Source organism: Segatella copri, assembly GCF_019127135.1.
Lineage (GTDB): Bacteria > Bacteroidota > Bacteroidia > Bacteroidales > Bacteroidaceae > Prevotella.
In genome coordinates this window covers 47,278-70,709 of sequence record NZ_JAHOEA010000012.1, presented here as the reverse complement: position 1 = coordinate 70,709, position 23,432 = coordinate 47,278, and the positions used below count along the sequence as shown (strand labels likewise).

Below are 23,432 nucleotides of genomic sequence, written 5' to 3'. Positions count from 1 at the left end.
TTCAAAACGTATTGTAATTGAAGAAAAAAGTGTATCTTTGCACACAACAAATCATCTAAAGACAAAAGAGGGTGCTCCTTGTCGAGTATTTTCTAACAATTAAACAATTCAAAAAATTAAAATGGAACAAGTATTTAGCTATATTATCAGTCTCGGTGCGAGCGTGATGATGCCTATCATCTTCACGGTCATCGGTCTGTGTATTGGCATGAAATTCGGAAAGGCTCTGAAGTCGGGACTCTTCGTAGGCGTGGGTTTCGTAGGCTTGGGCGTGGTAACAGCATTGCTGACTACCAACTTCAACGACCCATTGAAGGCTATTTCAGACATCTACCACCTACAGTTAAACGTTTTTGACATGGGATGGCCTGCAGCTGCAGCTGTAGCTTACAATACGGCAGTGGGAGCTTTGATTATCCCAATATGTCTGGGTGTCAACTTCCTGATGTTGATTACCAAGACAACACGTACCGTAAATATCGACCTCTGGAACTACTGGCACTTCGCCTTTATCGGTGCGGTGGCTTACTTCGTGATGGGTCAGAGTTTGCTCTGGGGCTATTTCGCAGCTATCGTCTGCTACATCAATACGCTGGTTTGTGCAGACCTGACAGCCGACAGATTCCAGAAATATTATGATTTGGATGGTATCTCAATTCCGCAGCCATTCTGCCAGAGTTTCATGCCATTCGCTATCGTCTTCAACAAGCTCTTCGATATGATTCCGGGCTTCTCTAAGCTCGATATCGATGCAGAGGGACTGAAGAAGAAGTTCGGTGTGCTCGGCGAGCCACTGGTACTCGGCGTTATCGTAGGTGCCCTGATAGGTTGGGCAGCCCAGCTCGATATCAAGAAGATACTCTTCCTAGGTGTAACGATGGGTGCTGTGATGGAGCTAATTCCCCGTATTACAGCCCTGTTTATCGATGGCTTGAAGCCTATCTCTGAGAAGACACAGGAGTTGGTGAAGACCAAGTTTAACGGCAAGAAGGTTCATATCGGTATGAGTCCTGCCCTGGTTATCGGTCATCCTACTACCCTGGTAGCATCTGTGATTCTGATTCCGGTTATCCTTGCTATCGCAGTCTTCCTGCCAGGCAACCAGTTCTTGCCTTTGGCTTCGTTGGCAGGTATGTTCTACCTCTTCCCAATGATTCTGCCGTTTACAAGAGGTAATGTGGTGAAGACGCTTATCATCGGTCTGGTAACCCTCGTCATCGGTCTCTACTTCGTTACCGATATGGCACCAGACTTTACGCTGGCAGCCAACCAGGTTTATGCAGCTACAGGCGATAATGCCGCTCATATCCCTGACGGATTCTCAGGCGGTGCACTCGATTTCGCATCCTCTCTCTTCGGATGGGTTATCTATCGCGGTGTGAAGCTTTCATACGTAGGTATGGGTGTTCTCGCAGTCATCACAGTAGCCATGATGGTTATCAACCGTCAGCGCATCGTGAAGGAGGAAAAAAAGTAAAAAGGTAAAAGGGTAAAAAGGTAAAAAGAACCTTAACCCCTTCCTCCCTCTTTGCACCCCCCCCGTTCCCAGCGATTCTATCGCTGGTCCCCTAAAGATAAAATATCAATAATAAACAAGATAACAATGAAGAAATTAACATTAATATTAGCAGCAATGGTATTAACAGCAAGTCAGGCTTTTGGCCAGTGTGGAAAATGTGGTTATGAAGTGAAGGCAGAAAATGCCTACACTAACTACAACGTTCGTTATGCTAGCAATCCGATGGATGCAAAGCACTATACAACAGACCGTCTTCGCGGTGAGTTCGCTATCGAGAAGGTGTTTGCTCCAGGCGAGGTAAACTGGACATACACCCTGTTCGACCGCTTCCTCATCGGTGGTGCTGAGCCAACAGCCGCTCCTCTGAAGCTGACTTCTATCGCTCCTCTCTATACAGACAAGCCAAACGATCAGAAGAATCTGCTCGACAACCGCGAGTTGGGTATCATCAACATCGGTGGCGAGGGTACTGTAACCGTTGACGGCAAGAAGTATACACTCGGTTTCCAGGAGGCTCTCTACGTAGGTCGTGGTGCCAAGAGCATCGAGGTAAGCAGCAAGGATGCAGCTAAGCCAGCTAAGTTCTATATGAACAGCGCTTGTGCTCATCAGACATATCCTACCAAGAAGGTTACCCTGAAAGATGCCAACAACATCAAGGCTGGTAGCCTGAAGGAGAGCAACGACCGCGTAATCCACCAGTTGATTATCGACGGTGTAGCCGGTGTTCGTACCTGCCAGTTGCAGATGGGTGTTACTGAGTTGAAGGAGGGTTCTGTATGGAACACCATGCCAGCTCATACTCACCTCCGCCGTATGGAGACTTACCTATATTATAATGTACCAGAAGGTCAGAAGATTCTTCACGTAATGGGTGAGCCACAGGAGACACGTCCTATCTGGTTGAACAACGAGCAGGCTGTGATTTCTCCAGAGTGGTCTATCCACTGTGCAGCAGGTACCAGCAACTATACCTTTATCTGGGGTATGGCAGGTGAGAATCTGATCTACAACGATATGCAGGTAGTGAAGATTCCTACATTGGAATAAAGAAAAAAGATAAAAGGCAACCTGGCTTATGATGACATGAGCCAGGATTTGCCGTCTAAATAGTAATCTAAAATAAAAATAAGTATAACGCTTAAAAACTTTTTGCAAAATGAGTCCTATTACAACAAGCAAAATGTCCAACTTCCGTTGGGTAATCTGTGCGCTGCTCTTCATCGCAACCACAGTCAATTACATGGACCGTCAGGTTCTCTCTTTAACATGGAAAGACTTCATTGCTCCAGAATTCCACTGGACAGATGATCACTATGGTACCATCACCGGTCTTTTCTCAATCTTCTATGCCATCGCTAACCTCTTCGCAGGTAAGTTCGTTGACTGGATGGGCACCAAGAAAGGTTATCTCATCGCTATCTTCGTATGGTCAACAGGTGCTGTGATGCACGCCGGTTGCGGTTGGGTAGCCATGCAGATGGAAGGATATGATTCTATCGAGGCGCTCCGCATGGTACAGGCTGGTAGTGATGCAGCCGTAGCGATTGCTACAATCAGTGTATGGCTGTTCCTCTCTTGCCGTTTGATTCTTGCTGTGGGTGAGGCAGGTAACTTCCCTGCAGCCATCAAGGTAACAGCAGAGTATTTCCCTAAGAAAGACCGTGCTTTCTCTACCGCTATCTTCAACAGTGGTGCTTCTGTAGGTGCTTTGGCAGCTCCAGCTACCATTCCATTGTTGGCTCGCAGCATGGGCTGGGAGTGGGCTTTCATCATCATCGGTGTGCTCGGTTATGTATGGATGGGCCTCTGGGTATGGCTCTATGACAAACCATCTAACAGCAAGCATGTAAACAAGGCTGAGCTTACTTATATTGAGCAGGATGAAAACCTCGATAAGGTTGAGGCTGAGAAAGAGACAGAAACTGCCGCTGAGGAGAAAACTATCGGTTTCCTGAAGTGCTTCAGCTACCGTCAGACCTGGTCATTCATCGTAGGTAAGTTGATGACTGATGGTGTTTGGTGGTTCTTCCTCTTCTGGGCACCAGCTTATTTCTCTGACCAGTATGGTTATTCTTCAGATTCAGGTATGGGTATCGCCCTCATCTTCACTCTCTATGCTATTGTAACTGTATTGAGTATTGGTGGTGGTTACTTGCCAACCTACTTTGTAGACAAGAAGGGTATGAATCCATATATCGGTAGAATGCGTGCAATGTTGATTTTCGCTTGCTTCCCATTGCTCGGTCTGATAGCCCAGCCTATGGGTGAGTACAGTGCATGGTGGCCAGCTATCATCATCGGTTTGCTTGGTGCAGGTCATCAGGCTTGGTCAGCTAACCTCTATTCTACCATCGGTGATATGTTCCCTAAGTCAACTGTAGCTACCATCACCGGTATTGGTGCGATGGCAGGTGGTATCGGTTCCTTCCTGATCAACAAGGGCTCCGGTATGCTCTTCACCTATGCAGAGGGTCAGGGTTCAGCCTTCAGCTTCATGGGCTTCGATGGCAAGCCAGGTGCCTACATGATTGTATTCTGCATCTGTAGTGTTGCTTACCTCGTAGGCTGGTGCATCATGAAGGCATTGGTTCCTAAGTACAAGCCAATCGTTGTAGAATAAAGAAAAAGCACTTTTAAAAGGGTAAAAAAGTAAAAAGGTAAAAAAGTACCTTTTTACTTTTTTACCCTTTTACCTTTTAATAAATCCTTGCTGTTTGAGGGCTTCGATAAATCCAACGCTCATCGCCTCGCAATCCTTCTTGGTATAGCGGATGTCGGTGAAAACCTGGGCTAGGGTCTCTACGTTGTTGATGCGGACGAACTCCTTGTTCTCTTCAAGAGCTTCCTTTTCTGCATAGAAGTCGTCAATCTTCTCAGGGGTATAATCCTCGAAATGCTCGTTGTGGATGATGCTGCGCAGAGGGAGACGGTCGCTCAGGGCTGGATGCTCTGCCGGCCAGCCGATGGTCAATGTGGCTACTGGCATTACGAGCTTAGGGAGCTTCAGGGTGTCGATGATCATCTTTGGCATATAAACCGTAGTTCCCAGGAAACAGGTGCCTAAACCAGCCTCTTCTGCCAGATTGGTGAAGGTCTGGGTGAAGAGAAGGGCATCGGTAGCTGCATTCATAAAAGAGAGAATGTTGTCATAGCCCGGGGTTCCCTTGCGGTTCTCTGCCCAGAGGGTTGTGCGGCGATAATCAGCACAGATGGTGAGGACGACAGGGGCTTCTGTTACCATCGGCTGGTTGAAGTGGGCTGGTGCCAGTGCCTTCTTTCCTTCTTCACTTCTTGTTACCACAACGCTGTAAAGCTGCAGGTTTCCCATTGTCGGGGTGCGCTCTGCCTCTTCCAAAAGGCGGTTCAGGAGTTCTTCAGAAACTTCCTTCTCTGCATATTTCCTGATGCTTGTTCTGTTCTTAATCGATTCCATATCTTTTTTATTTTATCATTATACCTTATTATATATAGGAGTTCTGTTCCATTTCAGAACCCTATTTTTGCTGCAAAGTTAGTGAAAGTTTCCCAAAAAGTTGTCTTTCTTTCGCTTTTTTAGTGAAATATATGCCAAAACGTTTCAGATTTTAGAAATAAAAGTTTAATTTTGCACCTAAATATGAAACGTTTAATATGAAATATACTGAAAATATGACTTTTGAAGAGGCTTCCAAGGCTCTTATAGATGAATTGAATGCTAATCTGGCTACACTTCATCAGAATTATCAGGTAGAACAGGCTGATTGGAATAAACTCTATGATCAGATAGCCAATGTTGTTTCTGCGGAAACTCATCTTCCTGTTTTCTCTCCTGAAGTAATGGAGGTGCGACCTAGAGAACTGGAATGCGATGTGGTGCGATTCCAGAATAATAAGGAGAAATGGGTGGCTCTGGTAGGACTGCTCGACGGTCATCCATACGAAATCTTCACGGGTTTACAGGATGAGGACGAGGGTATCATGCTGCCTAAATCTGTAAGCAAAGGAAAGATCGTGAAGACCATTCTGGATGGAGGATTGAAGCGATACGACTTCCAGTTTGTGAACAAGCGAGGCTATAAGATTACGGTTGAGGGATTGAGCGAGAAGTTTAATCCTGAATACTGGAACTATGCCAAACTGATTTCCGGTGTGCTGCGCTACCGTATGCCTATTGAACATGTCATCAAACTCGTTTATCAGCTCCAGCTTACTTCAGATAACATCAATACCTGGAAGAAAGGTGTTGTGACAGCCCTGAAGAGATATCTGAAGGATGGTAGCCTGATGAAACTTTACGATGATAGCGATTCCGAATCCTAATCCCCAAGATAGAAACTGATATAAACTATGCTTTTCCGTAGTAAGATATACTTAAAGAATGTCCGTTTCCATGCATATCACGGCGTTCTGCCACAGGAGACCCAGGTGGGCAACGACTATGTGGTGAATCTGGATGTCAGCTATGATTTCTCCAGAGCCATGGAAACCGATGATCTGGCTGGAACCCTCAACTATGCAGAACTCTATGAACTTGTGAAACAGGAGATGGAGATACCTAGCAAACTGCTGGAACATGTAGCCGGAAGAATAGGAAAACGGCTCTTTGCAGAATACCCGGCTATTCAGGAAATCCAACTCGCCATTACCAAAGTTAATCCTCCTTTTGGAGCAGACTGTGACGGTGCAGGGGTAGAAGTTGTATTAACAAATGATAAAACTTTATAGTAGATTTAGGTTTTCTGATACAAAAGTAGTAATTTTGCAAAATCATCAGAAAGATATGTTGAAGAAAATAACACTCATATTGACCCTATTGTGTATGTTGGTGCTGACAGCGACAGGCGCCAACCGCCGTTTCACGCTCGTTATCGACCCAGGTCATGGCGGTCATGATGCGGGTGCACTTGGTGCTATTTCCAAAGAAAAGAATATCAATCTCTCTGTGGCATTGCAGTTTGGCAAATATGTTGAGCGCAATATGCCGGATGTGAGAGTCATCTATACCCGTAAGACGGATGTCTTTATTCCTCTGAAAGAGCGTGCCAACATCGCCAACCGTGCCAATGCCGACCTGTTTATCTCGGTACATACCAATGCGCTGCCAGCCGGTAAGATAGCCCGCGGTTTTGAAACCTATACGCTCGGTATGCACCGTGCCAAGGATAATCTCGATGTGGCTATGCGAGAGAACTCCGTTATCTCGATGGAGAAGGGCTATCAGCAGACCTATCAGGGTTTCGACCCAAGATCTTCTGAGAGCTACATCATCTTCGAGTTCATACAGGGTAAGAATATGGAAAGAAGCGTAGAACTGGCGCGCAATATCCAGCGAAAGGTATGCAACAGTGCCAACCGTCCGGATAAGGGCGTGCATCAGGCTGGATTCCTGGTTCTCAGAGAAACTTCGATGCCTAGCTGTCTGATAGAGCTCGGTTTCATCACTACTGCTGATGAAGAAAGACTGCTCAACGATGCCAGCAGGGTGGATGATATCGCCCGAGGCATCTACGAAGGTTTTGCGCAATATCGCAATAAATACGATAAATCCATCTCAGTTCCTTATCGTGCTGCAGATACCGAATCGGTGTCGGTTGCCAAGATTGTTTCTGATACGAAGCGGGAGCAGGATGAGCGCCGTGCAGAGGAGGCGGATACTGCTCCGAGAAGAATGGTGAAGCATGTGGAAACCAGAGCGGAAAAGGCCAGAACGGTTCAGCAGAACAGAAGACAGAACCAGCAGGATAAACAGGATCAGCAGAGCAGACAGAACCAGCAGAACAGAACTGTAGCTCAGAACAAGCCGGCACAGCAGAAAGCCCATGTAGCTGATGCGCCTGTCTTCAAGCTTCAGATATTTGTCAGCAACCGCATGCTCCGCAAGGGCGATGCCCATTTCAAGGGCGAAACCGGTTACGACAGTTATCAGGAAGGCAATATGGTGAAATATACGATGGGAGCCTCTACCAATTATAATGAGATTTACCGTTTGCGCAAGACGCTTGCCGAGAAGTTCCCGGAAGCTTTCATCATAGCTTTCAAGAATGGAAAGAAATATGATGTGAATCAGGCAATACGTGAGTTCAAGCAGAACAGAAACCGCTGATTGACCTGAGTAAGGATAAGATATAAGCACGAATATATAAAGAGATAAATATGAAGCTAACAAAAGAAATCAAGATAGCTCTTGTAGCTATTGTCGGTATTTTGGTTATGTATTTCGGAATCAATTTTCTGAAAGGCATGAATCTGTTCTCTACCAACAACGCCTACTATATGACGTTTGATGACATCCAGGGACTGGGTGCCTCTACGCCTATTTATGCGGATGGCTATAAGGTAGGTACCGTGGATGGTATGGAATACGATTACAAGGAGAATGGTCCTATCAAAGTAAAGGTGGATATTAACAAGGATTTGAGAATCCCGCAGGGCAGTAAAGCCGAGATAGTAAAAGACCTGATGGGTAACCTGCAGGTGAATCTGCTTCTGGCAAACAATCCCCGCGAAAGAGTAGAACCGGGTGGTGTTATTCCGGGTGCTGTAAACGGAGGCATGATGGATAAGGCTGCCAACCTGATTCCGGTAGTGGAAAAGATGTTGCCTAAGTTGGATTCTATCCTTACCAGTGTGAATGCGCTTCTGGCTGATCCGGCTCTGGCTGCTTCGCTGCATAATGTGGAAACCATCACAAGCAACCTCACCGTTTCTACACGTGAGTTGAATACGCTGATGGCGGGTCTCAACAAGCAGGTTCCGGGTATGGTTAGAAAGGCGAATGGCGTGCTGGATAATACCAACCGTCTGACAGCTAATTTGGCCAGTCTCGATGTGCAGGGTACATTGAACAGGGTGAACCAGACATTGGAGAGTGCTCATCAGTTTACTGAGAAGCTGAACAGCAACCAGGGAAGCCTCGGATTGCTGATGAACGATACCAAGCTGTACGACAATCTGACGTCAACCATGAGTCATGCCGACTCTCTGGTTATCGACTTGAAGGCACATCCGAAACGCTATGTCCATTTCTCTGTTTTCGGTAGAAAAGACAAGTAAGAAGAGTCAAAGCTAAATAAATTTAGTCTAAATAAGATTTAGAATGTTTCACGCCCCGAACTGACTCGCAAACTGTTTGTTTGTTAGCCGTTTCGGGGACGTTACATTATTGTTTCACTGAAATTCAGTCTATTATATTGATGTTTTCAATAAGTATTTGATATTCAATAAATTATAGACTATCTATTAAAATGTTTTAAATAAGGGGATTTGCATTTCTCCTATTTTTTTTGTAACTTTGCACGTGATTTCGCATCATTCGGTGCGTCCCATCATTTGTGAATTAAAGTATTAATAATATAAGTAATCAATGTTAGCAAGTCCAAAAGCCCTCTGGGACAACAGTCTTTTGCTCATAAAGGACAGTGTAACAGAGCAGCAATATAACACATGGTTCAAGCCAATCGTCTTTGAATCGTACAAGCCGTCGACAAAGACTTTGTTGGTGCAGGTTCCGAGTCCGTTCGTATACGAGTACTTGGAACAGAACTTCGTTGACTTGTTAAGTAAGGTGCTGCATCGTAATTTTGGGGAAGGAATCCGTCTCACTTATCGTGTTGTAACCGATAAGGAGCATAAGCTTTCTCAAGATATCGAGGCGGATCCTGACGATGCTGATCTGGCAAAGCAGGCTCGTGAGCGTGCCCAGCAGCCGGCTGCCCAGCCTGTTGCTCCCCAGCAGCAGGAAGACATTGATACACAGTTAGACCCGAAGCTTACTTTCAACAATTATATGGAGGGTGACAGCAATAAGCTGCCTCGTTCCGTAGGATTGTCTATTGCCGAGCATCCCAACACCACCCAGTTTAACCCAATGTTCATTTACGGACCTTCGGGTAGCGGTAAGACGCATCTGGTGAATGCCATCGGCCTGAAAGCGAAGCAGATGTATCCTCAGAAGCGTGTACTCTATGTGAGTGCCCGCCTTTTCCAGACCCAGTATACCGATGCCGTGCTCCATAATGCGAGCAATGATTTCATCAACTTCTATCAGTCTATCGATATGCTGATTGTGGATGATATCCAGGAGTGGGCTGGTAAGGCGAAGACGCTGAATACCTTCTTCCATATCTTCAACCACCTTTTCCGCAACGGAAAGCGTATTATCCTGGCGAGCGACCGCCCTCCGGTAGAGTTGAAGGATATGCCAGACCGTCTGCTCACCCGTTTCTCTTGTGGTCTGGTCTGCGAGTTGGAGAAGCCGAATATCCAGTTGTGTGTGGATATCCTGAGCAATAAGATTCGTCGTGACGGTTTGAAGATTCCGGTAGATGTCATCTCTTTCATCGCCCAGACCTGTAACGGAAGTGTGCGCGATCTGCAGGGAGCCATCAATGGTCTTCTGGCTTACAGCATTGTTTATAACAGCAGCATTGATATCCGTCTTGCCGAGCGCGTCATCAAGCGTGCCGTGAAGTTGGATGATAAGCCGCTCACCATCGATGATATTGTTGAAACGGTTTGCCATCATTATAATGTAACGGTTACTGCCGTGAACAGCAAGAGCCGTAAGCGTGATTATGTCGTGGCAAGACAGGTAACGATGTATCTGGCACAGAAATATACCAAAATGCCTGCTTCGAGAATCGGCAAACTCGTTGGTAATCGCGATCATAGCACAGTTATCCACAGTTGTACAAAAGTAGAAGAAAGGCTGAAGGTTGATTCCGGTTTCAGCGATGAACTGGTTAGTATTGAAAACGGATTAAAGGTGAAAAGGGCATAAAGAATGTGCTTTTCGCTGATTGGATAAGTTTAAACGCGGAACCTTGGTATAGTGGTTCTTGTTTATATAAATGAAATAAAAGGAAGCCTGGCAAGTTTGTATTTGCCTTGGCTTCCTTTTTCCGTCTATAAACTGTTAACTGTAAACTATCAACTCTTTTTCATCATCATCTTCTTCCATTTAAAGTATCCGGCTACGGCGATGATGACGTAGAGGCCGTAAAGTCCAGCCTTGAAAGGGATGCCTTTGACGATATAGAGATAGAAGCAAACGGCATCTACGATAATCCAGAAGAACCACTGCTCGATATATTTGCGTGCCAGCGCCCAGAGACCCACAAAGCTCAGGGCATTGGTGAAACTGTCTTGCAGGGGAACTGTAGAGTTAGTGAAAGTTATCAGTATATAATAGGTGATGCCCCAGGCTGCCAGGAAGAACAGAAGAGTAGGGAGATAGAGCGACTTCTTCATATAGGTAATCGGAAGTTCTTCTTTCTCCTTCTGGTTGTGCTTCTTGCCATATTTCCATACGGCATAACCATATATACCGGCTATCGTATAGTAGACCGCCATACCCGCATCGCCGTAAAGACCATGACTCCAATAGAGCCATACGTCCAGGGCGGGCATGATGATGCCTACCAGCCAGAGCCAGATACTGGCACGGTACTCCAACAGGATATAAACCAGTCCGAGTACCGTGGTAAAGATGTCTAAACCATGTGATGCAATATAATCCATCATGATGATTTCTGATTAGAACTTCAATGTAAGATGCGTCATCCAGGTGGTATCTGCCATCGGGATGTAGGCTATCTGCTTGAATCGTTTGTCCAATGTATATCCGTAACCGATAGCATTGCCCCAGGTGAATGCGCTGGCTGCATAGTGGCGGTTGAAGATATTGTTGATGTCCACACCGAAGCTTACCTCCTTGATGCCGAGTGCCTTGTTTAGCTTAGCGCTGTAGTTCAGGCTCAGGTCGCTCTGTGAATAGCATGGCAGTGAGAAGTCGCGGTCTTCTGTGTTGGTAATATACTGGCGACTTACAAAGTTGGTGTGCCAGGTAGCTGAGAAACCGGCATAGTGGATATCGATGAATCCGTTCAGGATGGCTGATGGAGAATAAGACAGGGTTGAGTTGTCGTAATGTACTACGCCTGGCTTCTTATCGTCTTCCCAGTTGCTTACATACTCATCAAAGTCCTTGATCTTGTTCTTGCTCAAAGCGGCATTTCCTTCTACAGACAACCATGACAATGGTGCCCAGCCGGCTGTCAGCTCTACGCCCATACGGTAAGAATCCTTGATGTTGGTGGTCAGCGCTTCGCCGATGTCACTCAGCTGTCCGGTCTGAGCCAGCTGGTTGTCATAATCCATATAGTAGAAGTTGGCACCTGCATGCCAGTTGTCGCCCTGATACTGATAGCCGAACTCTACATCGAGCAGCTTCTCCTCTTTAGGGAATGGATAGTTGAAGTTGTCGGTAAAGTTGTTGCGCTCTGGCTCGCGGTTGCTGTAGGCTACAGATGCGTATGCCTTGTGGCCATCCTTGTTGAAGCTGATACCTGCCTTAGGGTTGAAGAAGTTGTACTTCTCGTTGATGTTCAGCTCCTGGTTCTTGTAGCTGCCATCTGCCTGGGCGATAAATTTATCGTTGATACCGTCGGTCTTGTATTCTACACGGCGATACTGCAGGTCAGCGAAGGCATTCCAGTAGTCTGCAAAGCGATAGCTTGCCTTGACGAAGGCGCTGTAGTCATACTTGTGGGCATCAGAATCATAGTACTTATACTGGCCGTTGTTGCCGAAGAACTTCTTCTCGGCATCCTGGTTGGCGATATAAGTAAGGTATCCCCAGTGGTTGCCGCGGAACTGCTGCAGGTTTAATCCGCCGATAACATCCCAGTGCTCATCCTTGTAGTTGGTATTGTATACCATGCCGTAGGTATGCTGGGTGAGTCCCTTCTTGCGGATGAAGTCAGACTTTTTAACCTTGTTGCCCTCTGCATCCTTGTAAACGAGTCCGAACTTGGCAAACTTGGCGTTGTTCTTGAACTCCTTGTAGTAGCCGTAGCCATAGGTATAATGCAGTGAGAGACTGTGGCTCCAGTGGCTGCTTGGTGTCCAGGTAGCCGAAAGGATGTTGTGGTTCTGATAGAAGTTATCAGTAGTCTTGTCCCATTTGCTTCCGTCGCGCAGGGTATAAGGAGTGATGGTATAATCGCCCTTGCCGTTGCGAACCAAATCACCTGTCAGCACGTTAAACTTATCCAGACCTGCTTTATACATATCTTTATAAGTGCGGATGCCATCATCAAGGAGGGTGAAGTTAGAGTTGTAATCTCCGCCCAGCACACCGCTCCAAGCCTGACCGGTCTTCTCGAAGTTGCCGATGTTCTTGTAGCTTATCTTGAAGTTATCGCCCAGCCAGGTCAGTCCGCCATAGTAAGAACCTGAGCGGCCTGCTGTGCCGTCTACATAACCGTCGGTAGCTGTCTCGTGATAAGCACCGTCAAAAATCAGATGCTTGCCAAGCAGACCTGTAGAGAAGCTGGCGCCTGTATGATAGGTATTGTAAGAACCGAAAGAACCGGTAACTTCTGCAGTAGGGGTGAGCGAAGGAGCAGCTGTAGCCATAGAGATGCTTCCACCGAAGGCACCGTCGCCATTGGTAGAAGAGCCTACGCCGCGCTGTACCTGGATGCTGCCCAGGAGCGAAGAATAACTGTTCATGTTAGCCCAGAAAACAGTCTGGTCTTCCGGTGAGTTGAGAGCCACTCCGTCGAGTGTTACATTGATGCGGCTTCCGGCAGCGCCACGAATGCGCATATAGGTAGTACCGGTGCCGATACCGTTCTCACTCCAGGCGAGAATGCCCGGTGTACGAGAAAGGAGAAATGGCAATTCCTGACCTGAGCAAGAGAATTGTTTGAGTTCTGGTTTCCTGATGTTAGCCACGGCGTATGGAGCTTCTTTTGTGGCACGTACGCCTTTTACAATCACTTCATTCAAATTCTGCACCTTCAAGGTGTCGATTTTTGTCTGTGCCAGTGCAGCCTGGCTTGCCAAAGAGCAAAACGCTACACTGAGTGCGATCCCGTTGAATCTTTTCATTTATTTAAATTAAAAACATCATATAAGGGGGGAATGTGCCTTATTTTCCTACGCCAGCATTACCTGGTTCAGGTCGATGGGTATATTCTCAGCATCCGCTTTTTTCTCTTTTCCGGCGGTAGCACCCCTTAGTTAGCTCTCTGCTAACCGGGTGCAAAGGTACAAATAAATTTGATAACCGCAAAATTTGCGTAGATTTTTACTATATTTGTGTCCTTTTATCATTCTTTTTTCTTATATTTGCAGTCGGATTGCTGTTATTCGCAGTCCTTACAGTTTGAAACCTAAACTTCATGTGATAGGATTATGAGACGGTATATTTCACATTTGTTCACTTGGGTCATCTCTTTCCTGACCCTGTTGGCATTCTCATCGTGCTTGAATGAGCATCCTAAGGAGCAGCTCGATGGGGGTGGCAGCAATGGTTCTGCGTCTGAAATATTCGATACGACCATAGCTCCTTTATATGATTTTATGGGTGGAACGATAGATGGGGAAGGCATCCGCGATATTCAGCGTCTTGACAGTCTGCTTTCTCTTTCTCCTGATGATGAGCAGCTTTATTCTTCCTGGCAATATCTTTATCGGGCTATCGGTATGTGCAACAAGTCGCTGGATATGATTGATTTACAGTCAGTACGGCTTACCGATAACCAGAAGGCACAGTTCAAGGCTGAGGTGCGTGCCATCAGAGCCATGATGTATTATGAGGCGATGGATTTGTATGGCAGGATTCCAGTACTCCTGTCTGCGGCAGAATCTCTCATCTATGAACCGGCATCGGGCTCTTCGGTTACCGATGAAAAGCTGTCGGCTCAGAGCGAACGGAGCGAAATATTACATTTCATCTTCAGCGAATTGCAGCAGGTGTTGCCTTATCTTCCTCAGACGTCCAGTTTGGAGGAAGGCTCTCATTATGGGCGCATCACGCAGCCTGTGGTTAACTTCCTGCTGGCTAAACTGGCGCTGAATGCTGAAATCTATATGTACAACGATTGGGCGCAGGGTTACAGGAAACGTCCGAAGGGTAGGGACCTGGAATTTATGGTGCGTACAGCCGATGGTGCCTCGCTCATTACGGGCGGCAAGGCGAGTGAGAACCGCAGCAAGATATTGAATGCATGGGAAACCTGTATCTTCTATTGCAACAGACTGGCTGATGAGGGCTGCAGTTTAGAGGAGGATGAAATCTTCAACAGTTCTGTGCGTTATCTGATGCCGAAGGATGCGCTGGTGATGGATGAGGCTGATTCTGTTCAGCATCCACGGCCAGCCAAACCTCTGTTCCGTTTCCGTTATACCGATGTTTTGCTGATGAAGGCTGAGGCGATGGAGCGCAACGATGGGGATGGCAGGGCAGAGTATAATATGGTTCGTGCGCATGCCGGTTTGCCTGCGCGCAAGTCTTCGCTTGCTAATATTCTGGAAGACCGTCAGGTTATGCTGGCGGGTGAGACCTGTCATCGTCAGGACCTTATCCGTTTCGGCAAGTTTCTCAAGTCCTCGCATCTTCGCCGTTCTGTTCAGTCCGCTCTTACGTCCTGTTCCATCGTCTTTCCGATACCTCAGCGAAGTCTTGCCTTCAATGGCAAGCTGGTTCAGAACAAAGGATATGAGGCAATGGAATAGCCAAAAACTCTTCACTCTTCACCCGATAGCTCGAATCCCCTTTGTATAAAGGTGTTGCGGAGGGTGAAGAGTTTTTTGTAACTCTTCACCTCTCTTCACCCACTCTTCACCTCTCGAATCCCCTTTATATAAAGGCATTCCCAGCGATTAGGTGAAGAGTGAAGAGTAAAATCAATTTTTCTTCTTCTTTTCTGATATCAGCCGTAACCGGTGTGATATTTCGGTTATTTAAAAACCTGTCAAACCGGTTTTCATTCGCTGTTTGGCTCAGACAGCCCACTGTTCTGCCTATCGCTAGTCTGCTGTTCAAGTTTCGCTAGTCTGCTGTTCTAGTTTCACTAGTCAGCTGTTCCCGTTTCGCAGCGCATCCGTTAGGCGTAATAAGAATCGCAATTCCGCTAGGCGTTAGGGAGATACGCAATTCCGCTAGGCGTTCCTGCGGATTTGCAATCCGCCTCAAGCGAGGATACCTCAAGCGCGGATGCCTCAAGCGAAGATACATTTAAATAAAACCATTTTTTTCTTCTATAATTGTACCTTTTACCATTATAAATCTACCACTTATATTTAGAACTATGAAAAATGTAAAGTCCTGATAATCAGATGTAGTGGTGAAAATAGGTGGTCATTTTCACCACTTAATTATTTAATCAACCAACAAATATCAGACATTTTATATACTTTTGCAATCGGAAACCAATCATGGATGGGTTCCCGACTATCAGAAAACAATTTTAAACATAAATGAGAATAACTATTATGAGAAAATCAAAAAGTAATGCGATGTTGCGAGGACTAGCAGCCTCAGCACTCGTCCTAATGGTCTCGGCGACAGCTTGGGGACAGAAGGTGAAGATTACGGGTACTGTAATCGACAATACCAATGAACCCGTTATCGGAGCTTCGGTTCTGGAGAATGGTACCAAAAATGGTGTTGCTACAGACCTGGATGGTCACTTCACCATCGAAGTACAGCCAGGTGCCAGACTCAAAATTTCTTATATAGGTTATAAGAATAAGGAAGTGAAAGCTTCTAACGGCGTACAGATTATGCTCGAAGAGGAGTCTAATATGCTCAACGAAGTGGTGGCTATCGGTTATGGCTCTGTCAAGCGTAAGGATGTAACTACTGCCGTATCCAGTGTGTCAGCCAAAGATCTTGATACCCGTCCTATCGTATCTGCCGCAGCAGGTATGCAGGGAAAGGCAGCCGGTTTGCAGATTTCGCAAGCCAACGGTCAGCCAGGTGCTTCACCAACCATACGTGTGCGTGGTACCACCTCTTTAAATGGTAGTAATGATCCACTTTATGTAGTAGATGGTGTGCCAATGACTAATATCGACTTCCTGGCAGCTGATGATATTGATAATATCCAGGTATTGAAGGATGCCTCTTCTGCTGCAATCTATGGATCCCGTGCAGCCAATGGTGTCATTATTATAGGTACAAAGCAGGGTAAGGCTGGCGTTGCCAAGGTATCTCTGAATGCACATTATGCATTTAATACTGTACGTGACAACCAGGAATCTCTCAATGCGGCTCAGTATAAGGAACTGATGGATGAGATAGGACTGGTGAAACTGCCGGAAGGCTTGAAAGACCAGACCGACTGGAAAGACGAGGTGTTCCGTACGGGTAATGTACAGGACTACCAGCTCTCTATCACCAATGGTACCGATAAACTGAGATACTTTATCTCGGGTGGCTATACAGGCGAAAATGGTGTTATCAAGAAGTCAAGCTATCAGCGTTACAACTTCCGAGCATCTGTAGAGAACGATATACGTAAGTGGTTGCGACTCAATGCCAGTGTAACTTATTCTGATTATACCAACAAGGGTACAGGTATCATCTCGGGTGCCGGTTCTAACCGAGGCGGCGTAGTAACCGCTATCGTCAATACGCCAACCTATGCACCGGTATGGAACCCGGAGAATCCTAGCCAGTTCTACAACAACTTCTATGGCGTGAACATTACCTCGCCAGCAGAGAATATTGCTCGTACACAGAATAATAAGTCTGCTTACAACCGATTGCTGGCAACAGGAAAGGCTACTGTCACCTTTATACCTGAACTGACTTATAACACATCTCTCTCGTTCGACCGTACACAAGGAACAACCACCAACTTCCTTGACCCGATATCTACTACCATCGGCCGTCAGGAATTCGGTACAGGATATGATGGTAGAAACATCAGCAGCATTATCGTATGGGACAATGTATTAAACTATAAGAAGGCATTCGGAAAGCACAGTCTGGATGCGATGGCTGGTAGTTCCTGGACACAGAGCAAGTGGAGCCAGAACTATATCAATGGTAGCAACTATGCCAACGATCTGTTCCCAACCTTGAATGCAGCCAATAAGATTTCCTGGACAGGAACCGGTTCGTCAGCTTCTGATTGGGCTATTCTCTCTACTTTCGCCCGTTTGCAGTACAACTGGAATGATACCTATATGGTAACCGCCAATATGCGTGCCGATGGTTCTTCCAAGTTGGCACCGCATCACCGTTGGGGTTACTTTCCATCATTCTCTGGTGCCTGGCGCGTAAGCAATGAGAAATTCATGAAAGATATCAAGTGGATTGACGACTTGAAGATTCGTGGAGGCTGGGGACAGACCGGTAACCAGAGCGGATTGGGCGATTACAGCTATCTGGCAAGATACAATATCAATCGTGTGCAGTGGTTTGGCGAGGGAAATGATGCCAATTCTACTCCTACTTTCTCACAGGGCAACCTGAGTAACCCTGAGCTTACTTGGGAAACAACAACCCAGACCAACATCGGTCTCGACTTGACCATACTGGGCAACCGCCTCACCTTCTATGCTGATTACTATTATAAGAAGACCAAGGATATGTTGATGAACATCACCTTGCCGGCAGGTAGTGCTGCTGCAAGTAACCTGACCTATAATGGCGGTTCGATGATCAACAAAGGCTGGGAGTTTGCCATCTCTTCACAGAATCTGACAGGCACCTTGAAGTGGAATACAGATTTCAACATCTCATTCAACAAGAATAAGTTGGAGAGCCTGTCTCTGACTCAGGTATATTATGAAGCCACGACTACCGATTTCGTCAACGAACAGGTGGTTCGCAATACGCCAGGTATGCCATTGGGCAGTTTCTGGGGATATGTAGCAGAAGGTGTGGATCCCGAGACAGGTGATATGAAGTATAAGGACGTGACCGGTGATGGTCTGGTATCTGCCAGTGACCGTACTTATATCGGTGATCCGAATCCAGACTTCACATTCGGTTTGACCAATACCTTCTCTTATAAAGGCTTGAATCTCAGTATTCTTATCCAGGGAAGCTATGGCAACGATATCTACAACGTTTCACGTATGGAAACCGAAGGAATGTATGATGGTAAGAACCAAAGCACCAAGGTGCTGGCCCGCTGGAGAGTTCCTGGTCAGATTACCGATGTGCCAAAGGCTAAGTGGGATATCCGCAACTCAACCTACTTCGTAGAAGATGGCAGTTATCTCCGTGTAAAGGATATTTCTCTCTCTTACGATGTGCCTCGCAAACTGATTTCACGCTTCGGCCTGACCCGTCTGCAGCCATACGTATCAGCAACCAACCTGCTTACCCTGACCGACTATTCAGGTATGGATCCGGAGGTTAACCAGTATGGCAACAGTGGTAGTGTACAGGGCATCGACTGGGGTACATATCCACTCAATAAGAGTGTAGTATTAGGTGTAAAAGTAGAATTCTAAACATCGACAACAATGAAAACATATCATACAATCAAGACATTGGCGCTCGGTGGCATCGCAATGTTCTCTTTGGCAAGTTGCTCTCTCGACTACGAGCCATTATCAGAGCCATCAGAAATAACACAGGGCGGTCAGACAGAGACCTCAACAGCCGTATTGAAGGACAAGGCTGCTGCTGATGCACAGCTCAAATCGCTCTATGAGTTGTTCCGCAACCGTCAGGAGCATACCCATCTCGACTATCTTCTGATAGGCGATTCACATAGCGACAATGCTTATGCCGGAACTACCGGTGCCGAGGTGGTACCTTATGAAACCAACTCTATCGATGCCAGCAACTCGGTATTGAGCCGTGACTGGAACCGCTATCTGGAGGATATCGCCCAGGCAAATGTGCTGATCAATGGTGTTGAGCAATTGAAGGAGAATGGTCAGATATCAGAAGCAGAATATCATTCCTATAAGGCACAGGGCGAAATTTTCCGTGCCCTGATGATGTTCCGAATGGCTCGTCTGTGGGGTTCTTTCCCTGTCATCACGACCATCGCCAAGACCATTACATCCGAGAATATCAATGAGGTATATCCTACCTATTATCCACCTCGCAAGACGCCGAAGGAATGTTATGAGCAGATTATTGCCGACTTGACGGATGCTGAGCAGTATGCACCGGATAATGACAATTCCGACCGCACCAAGATGACCAAGACCGTAGCTCAGGCTATGCTTGCCAAGGTTTATGCCGAAAAGGAAGTGCAGGATTATGACAAGGTAATCGCTTATGCCGACAAGGTGATGAATACAACCGGTGTAGAGCTGGAAGATAGTTATGAAACTCTTTGGGGCTATGATGAGACCGCGAAAGACTGCATGAAACGCAATACCAAAGAAGGTATTCTGGAGGTGCATTGGACAACCGGTAGCGGAAACTGGGAAACCTGGATGTACGGCCGTCAGTTAGACAACTGGGATTATTACTTTACCTGGGCAAAGTGGATTACTCCTTCACGAGACATCATCAATGACTTTGACAAGGAGGGTGATGAGGTACGTAAGAATCAGGCTATCGTATATTATGCCTGTACCTGGAGCAACTATTATCCGGCTTCCAACTATCCGTTCATGTATAAGTTACGCTCTTCATACAATAATATTTACTGGGTTCGCTTAGCTGATATTATCCTGATGAAGGCTGAGGCAGAAGCCTATAAGGGCAATCTTGCCGAGAGTGCGAAACTCGTGAACCAGATTCGCAAGCGTGCCAAACTGAAGGAACTGACATCCGACAAGACTGGCAGCAAGGAATCTATGATAGAGGCTGTGCTCCATGAGCGCCGTCTGGAACTTGCCTTTGAGGGAGAACGCTGGTTCGACCTCTGCCGCAACAACAAGGTGGAGCAATATCTCAACGGAATAGACAACCGTGACAGCGGACGCATCAGACAGGTAAGACAGTTTGACAGCAATTCATACCTGTTGCCAATTCCACAGACCGCTCTTGACCAGAATACCAATCTAGAGCAGAATCCAGGTTACTAAGCTAACCTGGATAGCTTTCAACTCAAACCGTTATTAACAAATAATAGAAGAAACGAATATGAAATACTATAGCAGTAAACTGATGATGCTGGTCTGCGCAACAGCTTTCTCTGTGACAGCTTGCAGCAGCAGTAACTCATTCTCAGATCCTGTAGACTTTGATACTCCTAGTGAGGCACCAAATCCGGTACCGGCACAAGGAACAGCCAAAACTTTCATTACCACAGCCGATGGAGTCTATTCATTGGCACAGGGTGAGGTAAAGTTGTATAATGGAGTATCTATGGCACCAACCACCATCGAACTCGATTTAAATAAGAAGTATCAGACGATTGATGGATTCGGTTATGCCATCACTTATTCATCCTGCTATAATCTGATGCAGATGAACCCAGAGGCGCGTCTGGCTCTCTTGAAGCGTATTTACTCTACCACAGAGGGTTATGGCGTAAGTTATGCCCGTATCTCTTTGGGATGCAACGACTTTTCAAGTACTGAGTATACCTATTGCGACAAGAAGGGCAGCGAATCTGACCCTATCAGCAACTTCGCGCTCTATAGCGATGAGAACGATTATGTGATTCCGGTATTGAAGGAGATTCTTGCCATCAACCCAAATCTGAAGATTATCGCAGCTCCTTGGACTTGTCCAAAATGGATGAAGGTGACAGACCTTAATACCAAGAATCCTAAGGATTCATGGACAGATGGTCATCTCAATCCGGATTATCGCGAGGCTTATGCCAAGTACTTCGTGAAGTTTATTAATGTGATGAAGGAGAAAGGTATCAATATCTATGCTGTTAGTCCTCAGAATGAGCCATTGAACAAAGCAAACTGTGCTTCACTCTATATGCCTTGGCAGGAAGAGGCTCCTTTCGTGAAGGAGTTGGCCGCACAGTTTAAGAAGAATAATCTGCAGACCAAGATTTATGTCTTCGATCACAACTACAACTATGACAATATTGCCGATCAGGAAGATTATCCTGTGAAACTCTACAATGCTATCGGTGATAACTTTGAGGGCTCAGAACTGGTTGTAGGTGCTGCTTATCATGATTATGGCGGCAACAACAGCGAGTTGACTGATATCCACAACCAGCGTCCTGACAAGGAACTGATATTCTCGGAAACCAGTATCGGAACCTGGAATAACGGACGTGACTTGAGTAAACGACTGATGGCGGATATGAAGAATGTGGCGCTCGCTACGGTAAACCAGAATTGCAAGGCTGTGCTTGTATGGAATCTGATGCTTGACAATAAGATGGGACCTAATCTGGATGGTGGATGCCAGACCTGCTATGGTGCTATTGATATCAATCAGAATGGTTACAACCAGTTGAGCTACAATTCTCATTATTACATCATCAACCACATGTCTAGTGTCGTTGCTCCTGGTGCGGTTCGCATTGGTAATACATCCCGAACCGTTAATGACAGTAAGATTACACATGCTGAGTTTGTTAATCCTGATGGTAGTTATGCTGCTGTCATTATCAACGAGGGAGATGAGGCTAAGTCAATCAACCTCAGTGATGGAACTCATAATTTTACCTGCAATGTTCCTGCTAATGGTGTGATTTCTTGCAAGTGGAATAAGTAATCCATAAACTATAGTAAATGATTCATTAAAGATACGATCATTATGAAACATATCAAATATTATATCATGGCGTTGCTCGCCCTGCCACTGATGGCATCTTGCGGCGATGATGATTACAGTGCGCCTACTCCTGCCGGTAATCCTGTGATGAGCTGTACGGCTCCTGCTACAGCTGTATGGATGGGCGATGAAGTGGAGGTGAAAGTAAACTGCAAGGATGAGGGAGGCGTGGCTCTCTCTACCTTGAAAGCAAACCTCCTGTTTAGTGGGCAGAGTGTAGATGAAACTACCATCCGTACCAAGGAGGCTGGTGAATATACAGTCAAACTGAAAGTGCCTTATGCACAGAATGTTCCTGATGGAAAGGTGGATATTCAACTTACTCTGCAGAATGTATCAACCAAATCGAATACAGAGACCTTGTCGTTTGATATCAAGCGCCCTCACTTCAACAATCTGCAGTTTGTGAGTGCTGATGGTGTTAAATATGACATGACAGAGAAAAGCGACTTTGTTTATCAGGCTGTTCTTCCTAGCAGCAAGAAGACCTTCAAGGGATATTTTGCAACGAAGGATGGAAAGTTTGTCTTCGGTTCCAGCACAGGTAAGGATATCAGTTTGGGAGAAACAGGCAACTTCAACTTCACTTCTGGGAATATGAGCGATGTAGTTGTCACTTTCGATGCCAAGAACTATACGGCTGGTCCTACCGATGTATTGCCGGTTACTGTCCTCGATTTTGCCGATTCTGATGCAGGCAAGACTTGGGTGGGTGATATCAAGCAAGGTGCTACCTGTAACCTTACTATCAACGGCAATAATCTACCAGATGACTGGTATTATGACAGCGACTGGTTCCAGAAAGAAGATGATGGAAGCTATACTTTCAAGGCTATTACCGGCAGATATACTATTTTGGCAGACTTCACCCATAAGTCATTCCGTATCTGGACAATGAATGGAAGTGAGCCTATGTCACTGAATGGCGATGGTACTGGTGCACTCTGGATCATCGGTAATGAAGGTGTCAACAAGCCAACTTGGGACGCTGTAAATCATGGCTGGTGGACAGGTGTTGACTCTGACGTCTGCCTCACTCCAATCAAGGATAAGGTATATCAGGTTACACTCACCGTTGGTAAGCAGCTCAGAGCTACTGACGTAAACTTCAAGTTCTTCGGTCAGGCAAACTGGGGTATTGAGTTCAAGGGTAAGGATAACAGCCATCTCATCTCAACTGAGAGCGAGGTATTCGGCATCGGTGACGGTAACGGTCACGACAACGGCAATGTTTATCTGAAAGATGGAGTAGAACTGAAGGATGGCGAGACATACGTTCTTACAGTTGACTTGACTGCCGGTGTAGACAAGGCTGTTCTCAAAGTAGAAAAGAAATAAGTTGTAGGTTTATAATCATTCATAAGCATTTTAGGTTTTAGTTTGATAATTTAGGTATAAAGCTTTGTTTAAGGCTGCTCCAAACTTTTTGGGGCAGCCTTTTTTTTGAGAGGTGCAAGGATGTAA

Annotated in this window: 15 protein-coding genes and 1 pseudogene; 13 read left to right on the top strand and 3 right to left on the bottom strand. The window is 46.1% G+C overall.

All coding sequences use genetic code 11. The features are described 5' to 3' along the window. Positions 1-121 precede the first annotated feature (121 nt). The 3 genes from KSW37_RS05190 (at position 122) to KSW37_RS05180 (ending at position 4,142) form a co-directional block, all read left to right on the top strand. On the top strand, positions 122-1,477 hold the full coding sequence (locus KSW37_RS05190) for a PTS galactitol transporter subunit IIC (RefSeq protein ID WP_117695507.1): 1,356 nt from the start codon (positions 122-124) through the stop codon (positions 1,475-1,477). Between the two features lie 126 nt (positions 1,478-1,603). Then, positions 1,604-2,569, top strand: a complete 966-nt coding sequence (gene kduI, locus KSW37_RS05185) for a 5-dehydro-4-deoxy-D-glucuronate isomerase (RefSeq protein WP_217313499.1) — start codon at positions 1,604-1,606, stop codon at positions 2,567-2,569. Between the two features lie 109 nt (positions 2,570-2,678). Next, positions 2,679-4,142: an MFS transporter gene (locus KSW37_RS05180; protein WP_217313500.1), complete on the top strand. Its 1,464-nt coding sequence runs from the start codon at positions 2,679-2,681 to the stop codon at positions 4,140-4,142. A gap of 69 nt (positions 4,143-4,211) precedes the next feature. Here the strand turns inward: KSW37_RS05180 and KSW37_RS05175 are convergent, their stop codons facing one another. After that, positions 4,212-4,955, bottom strand: coding sequence for a nitroreductase family protein (locus KSW37_RS05175; protein WP_217313501.1), 744 nt, complete (start codon positions 4,953-4,955; stop codon positions 4,212-4,214). 368 nt (positions 4,956-5,323) lie between these two features. Here KSW37_RS05175 and KSW37_RS05170 point away from each other — a divergent pair. The 5 genes and pseudogenes from KSW37_RS05170 to dnaA form a co-directional block, all read left to right on the top strand. Then, positions 5,324-5,782: pseudogene (locus KSW37_RS05170) on the top strand (adenosylcobalamin-dependent ribonucleoside-diphosphate reductase); the annotation flags it as partial. A 66-nt stretch (positions 5,783-5,848) separates the two neighbouring features. Then, positions 5,849-6,226, top strand: coding sequence for a dihydroneopterin aldolase (gene folB, locus KSW37_RS05165; RefSeq protein ID WP_217313502.1), 378 nt, complete (start codon positions 5,849-5,851; stop codon positions 6,224-6,226). A 55-nt stretch (positions 6,227-6,281) separates the two neighbouring features. After that, a complete protein-coding gene (locus KSW37_RS05160) occupies positions 6,282-7,604 on the top strand; it encodes an N-acetylmuramoyl-L-alanine amidase family protein (protein ID WP_217313503.1) in 1,323 nt (440 codons plus the stop codon). Positions 7,605-7,654: 50 nt separating this feature from the next. Next, positions 7,655-8,554: an MlaD family protein gene (locus tag KSW37_RS05155; protein WP_217313504.1), complete on the top strand. Its 900-nt coding sequence runs from the start codon at positions 7,655-7,657 to the stop codon at positions 8,552-8,554. A 310-nt stretch (positions 8,555-8,864) separates the two neighbouring features. Then, positions 8,865-10,280, top strand: a complete 1,416-nt coding sequence (gene dnaA, locus KSW37_RS05150) for a chromosomal replication initiator protein DnaA (RefSeq protein ID WP_217313505.1) — start codon at positions 8,865-8,867, stop codon at positions 10,278-10,280. A gap of 149 nt (positions 10,281-10,429) precedes the next feature. Here dnaA and pnuC read toward each other — a convergent pair whose 3' ends face one another. Together pnuC and KSW37_RS05140 are read right to left on the bottom strand one after the other, a co-directional pair. Continuing rightward, the gene (pnuC, locus tag KSW37_RS05145) at positions 10,430-11,023 is read right to left on the bottom strand and encodes a nicotinamide riboside transporter PnuC (RefSeq protein ID WP_154480234.1); all 594 of its coding nucleotides are present in this window, start codon (positions 11,021-11,023) and stop codon (positions 10,430-10,432) included. A 12-nt stretch (positions 11,024-11,035) separates the two neighbouring features. After that, complete coding sequence (locus KSW37_RS05140) at positions 11,036-13,396, bottom strand: TonB-dependent receptor (RefSeq protein ID WP_217313506.1); 2,361 nt, start codon at positions 13,394-13,396, stop codon at positions 11,036-11,038. 306 nt (positions 13,397-13,702) lie between these two features. Between KSW37_RS05140 and KSW37_RS05135 the strand changes: the two genes are divergently transcribed. The 5 genes from KSW37_RS05135 (at position 13,703) to KSW37_RS05115 (ending at position 23,306) form a co-directional block, all read left to right on the top strand. Beyond that, a complete protein-coding gene (locus KSW37_RS05135) occupies positions 13,703-15,025 on the top strand; it encodes a RagB/SusD family nutrient uptake outer membrane protein (protein ID WP_217313507.1) in 1,323 nt (440 codons plus the stop codon). 759 nt (positions 15,026-15,784) lie between these two features. Then, a complete protein-coding gene (locus KSW37_RS05130) occupies positions 15,785-18,763 on the top strand; it encodes a SusC/RagA family TonB-linked outer membrane protein (protein ID WP_217313508.1) in 2,979 nt (992 codons plus the stop codon). 12 nt (positions 18,764-18,775) lie between these two features. Then, a complete protein-coding gene (locus KSW37_RS05125) occupies positions 18,776-20,302 on the top strand; it encodes a RagB/SusD family nutrient uptake outer membrane protein (protein WP_217313509.1) in 1,527 nt (508 codons plus the stop codon). 58 nt (positions 20,303-20,360) lie between these two features. Further along, entirely contained in the window at positions 20,361-21,908 is a 1,548-nt protein-coding gene (locus tag KSW37_RS05120) for a glycoside hydrolase family 30 protein (RefSeq protein ID WP_217313510.1), read from the top strand. Between the two features lie 42 nt (positions 21,909-21,950). Further along, the gene (locus tag KSW37_RS05115; protein ID WP_254368554.1) at positions 21,951-23,306 is read left to right on the top strand and encodes a DUF5121 domain-containing protein; all 1,356 of its coding nucleotides are present in this window, start codon (positions 21,951-21,953) and stop codon (positions 23,304-23,306) included. Positions 23,307-23,432: the final 126 nt, after the last annotated feature.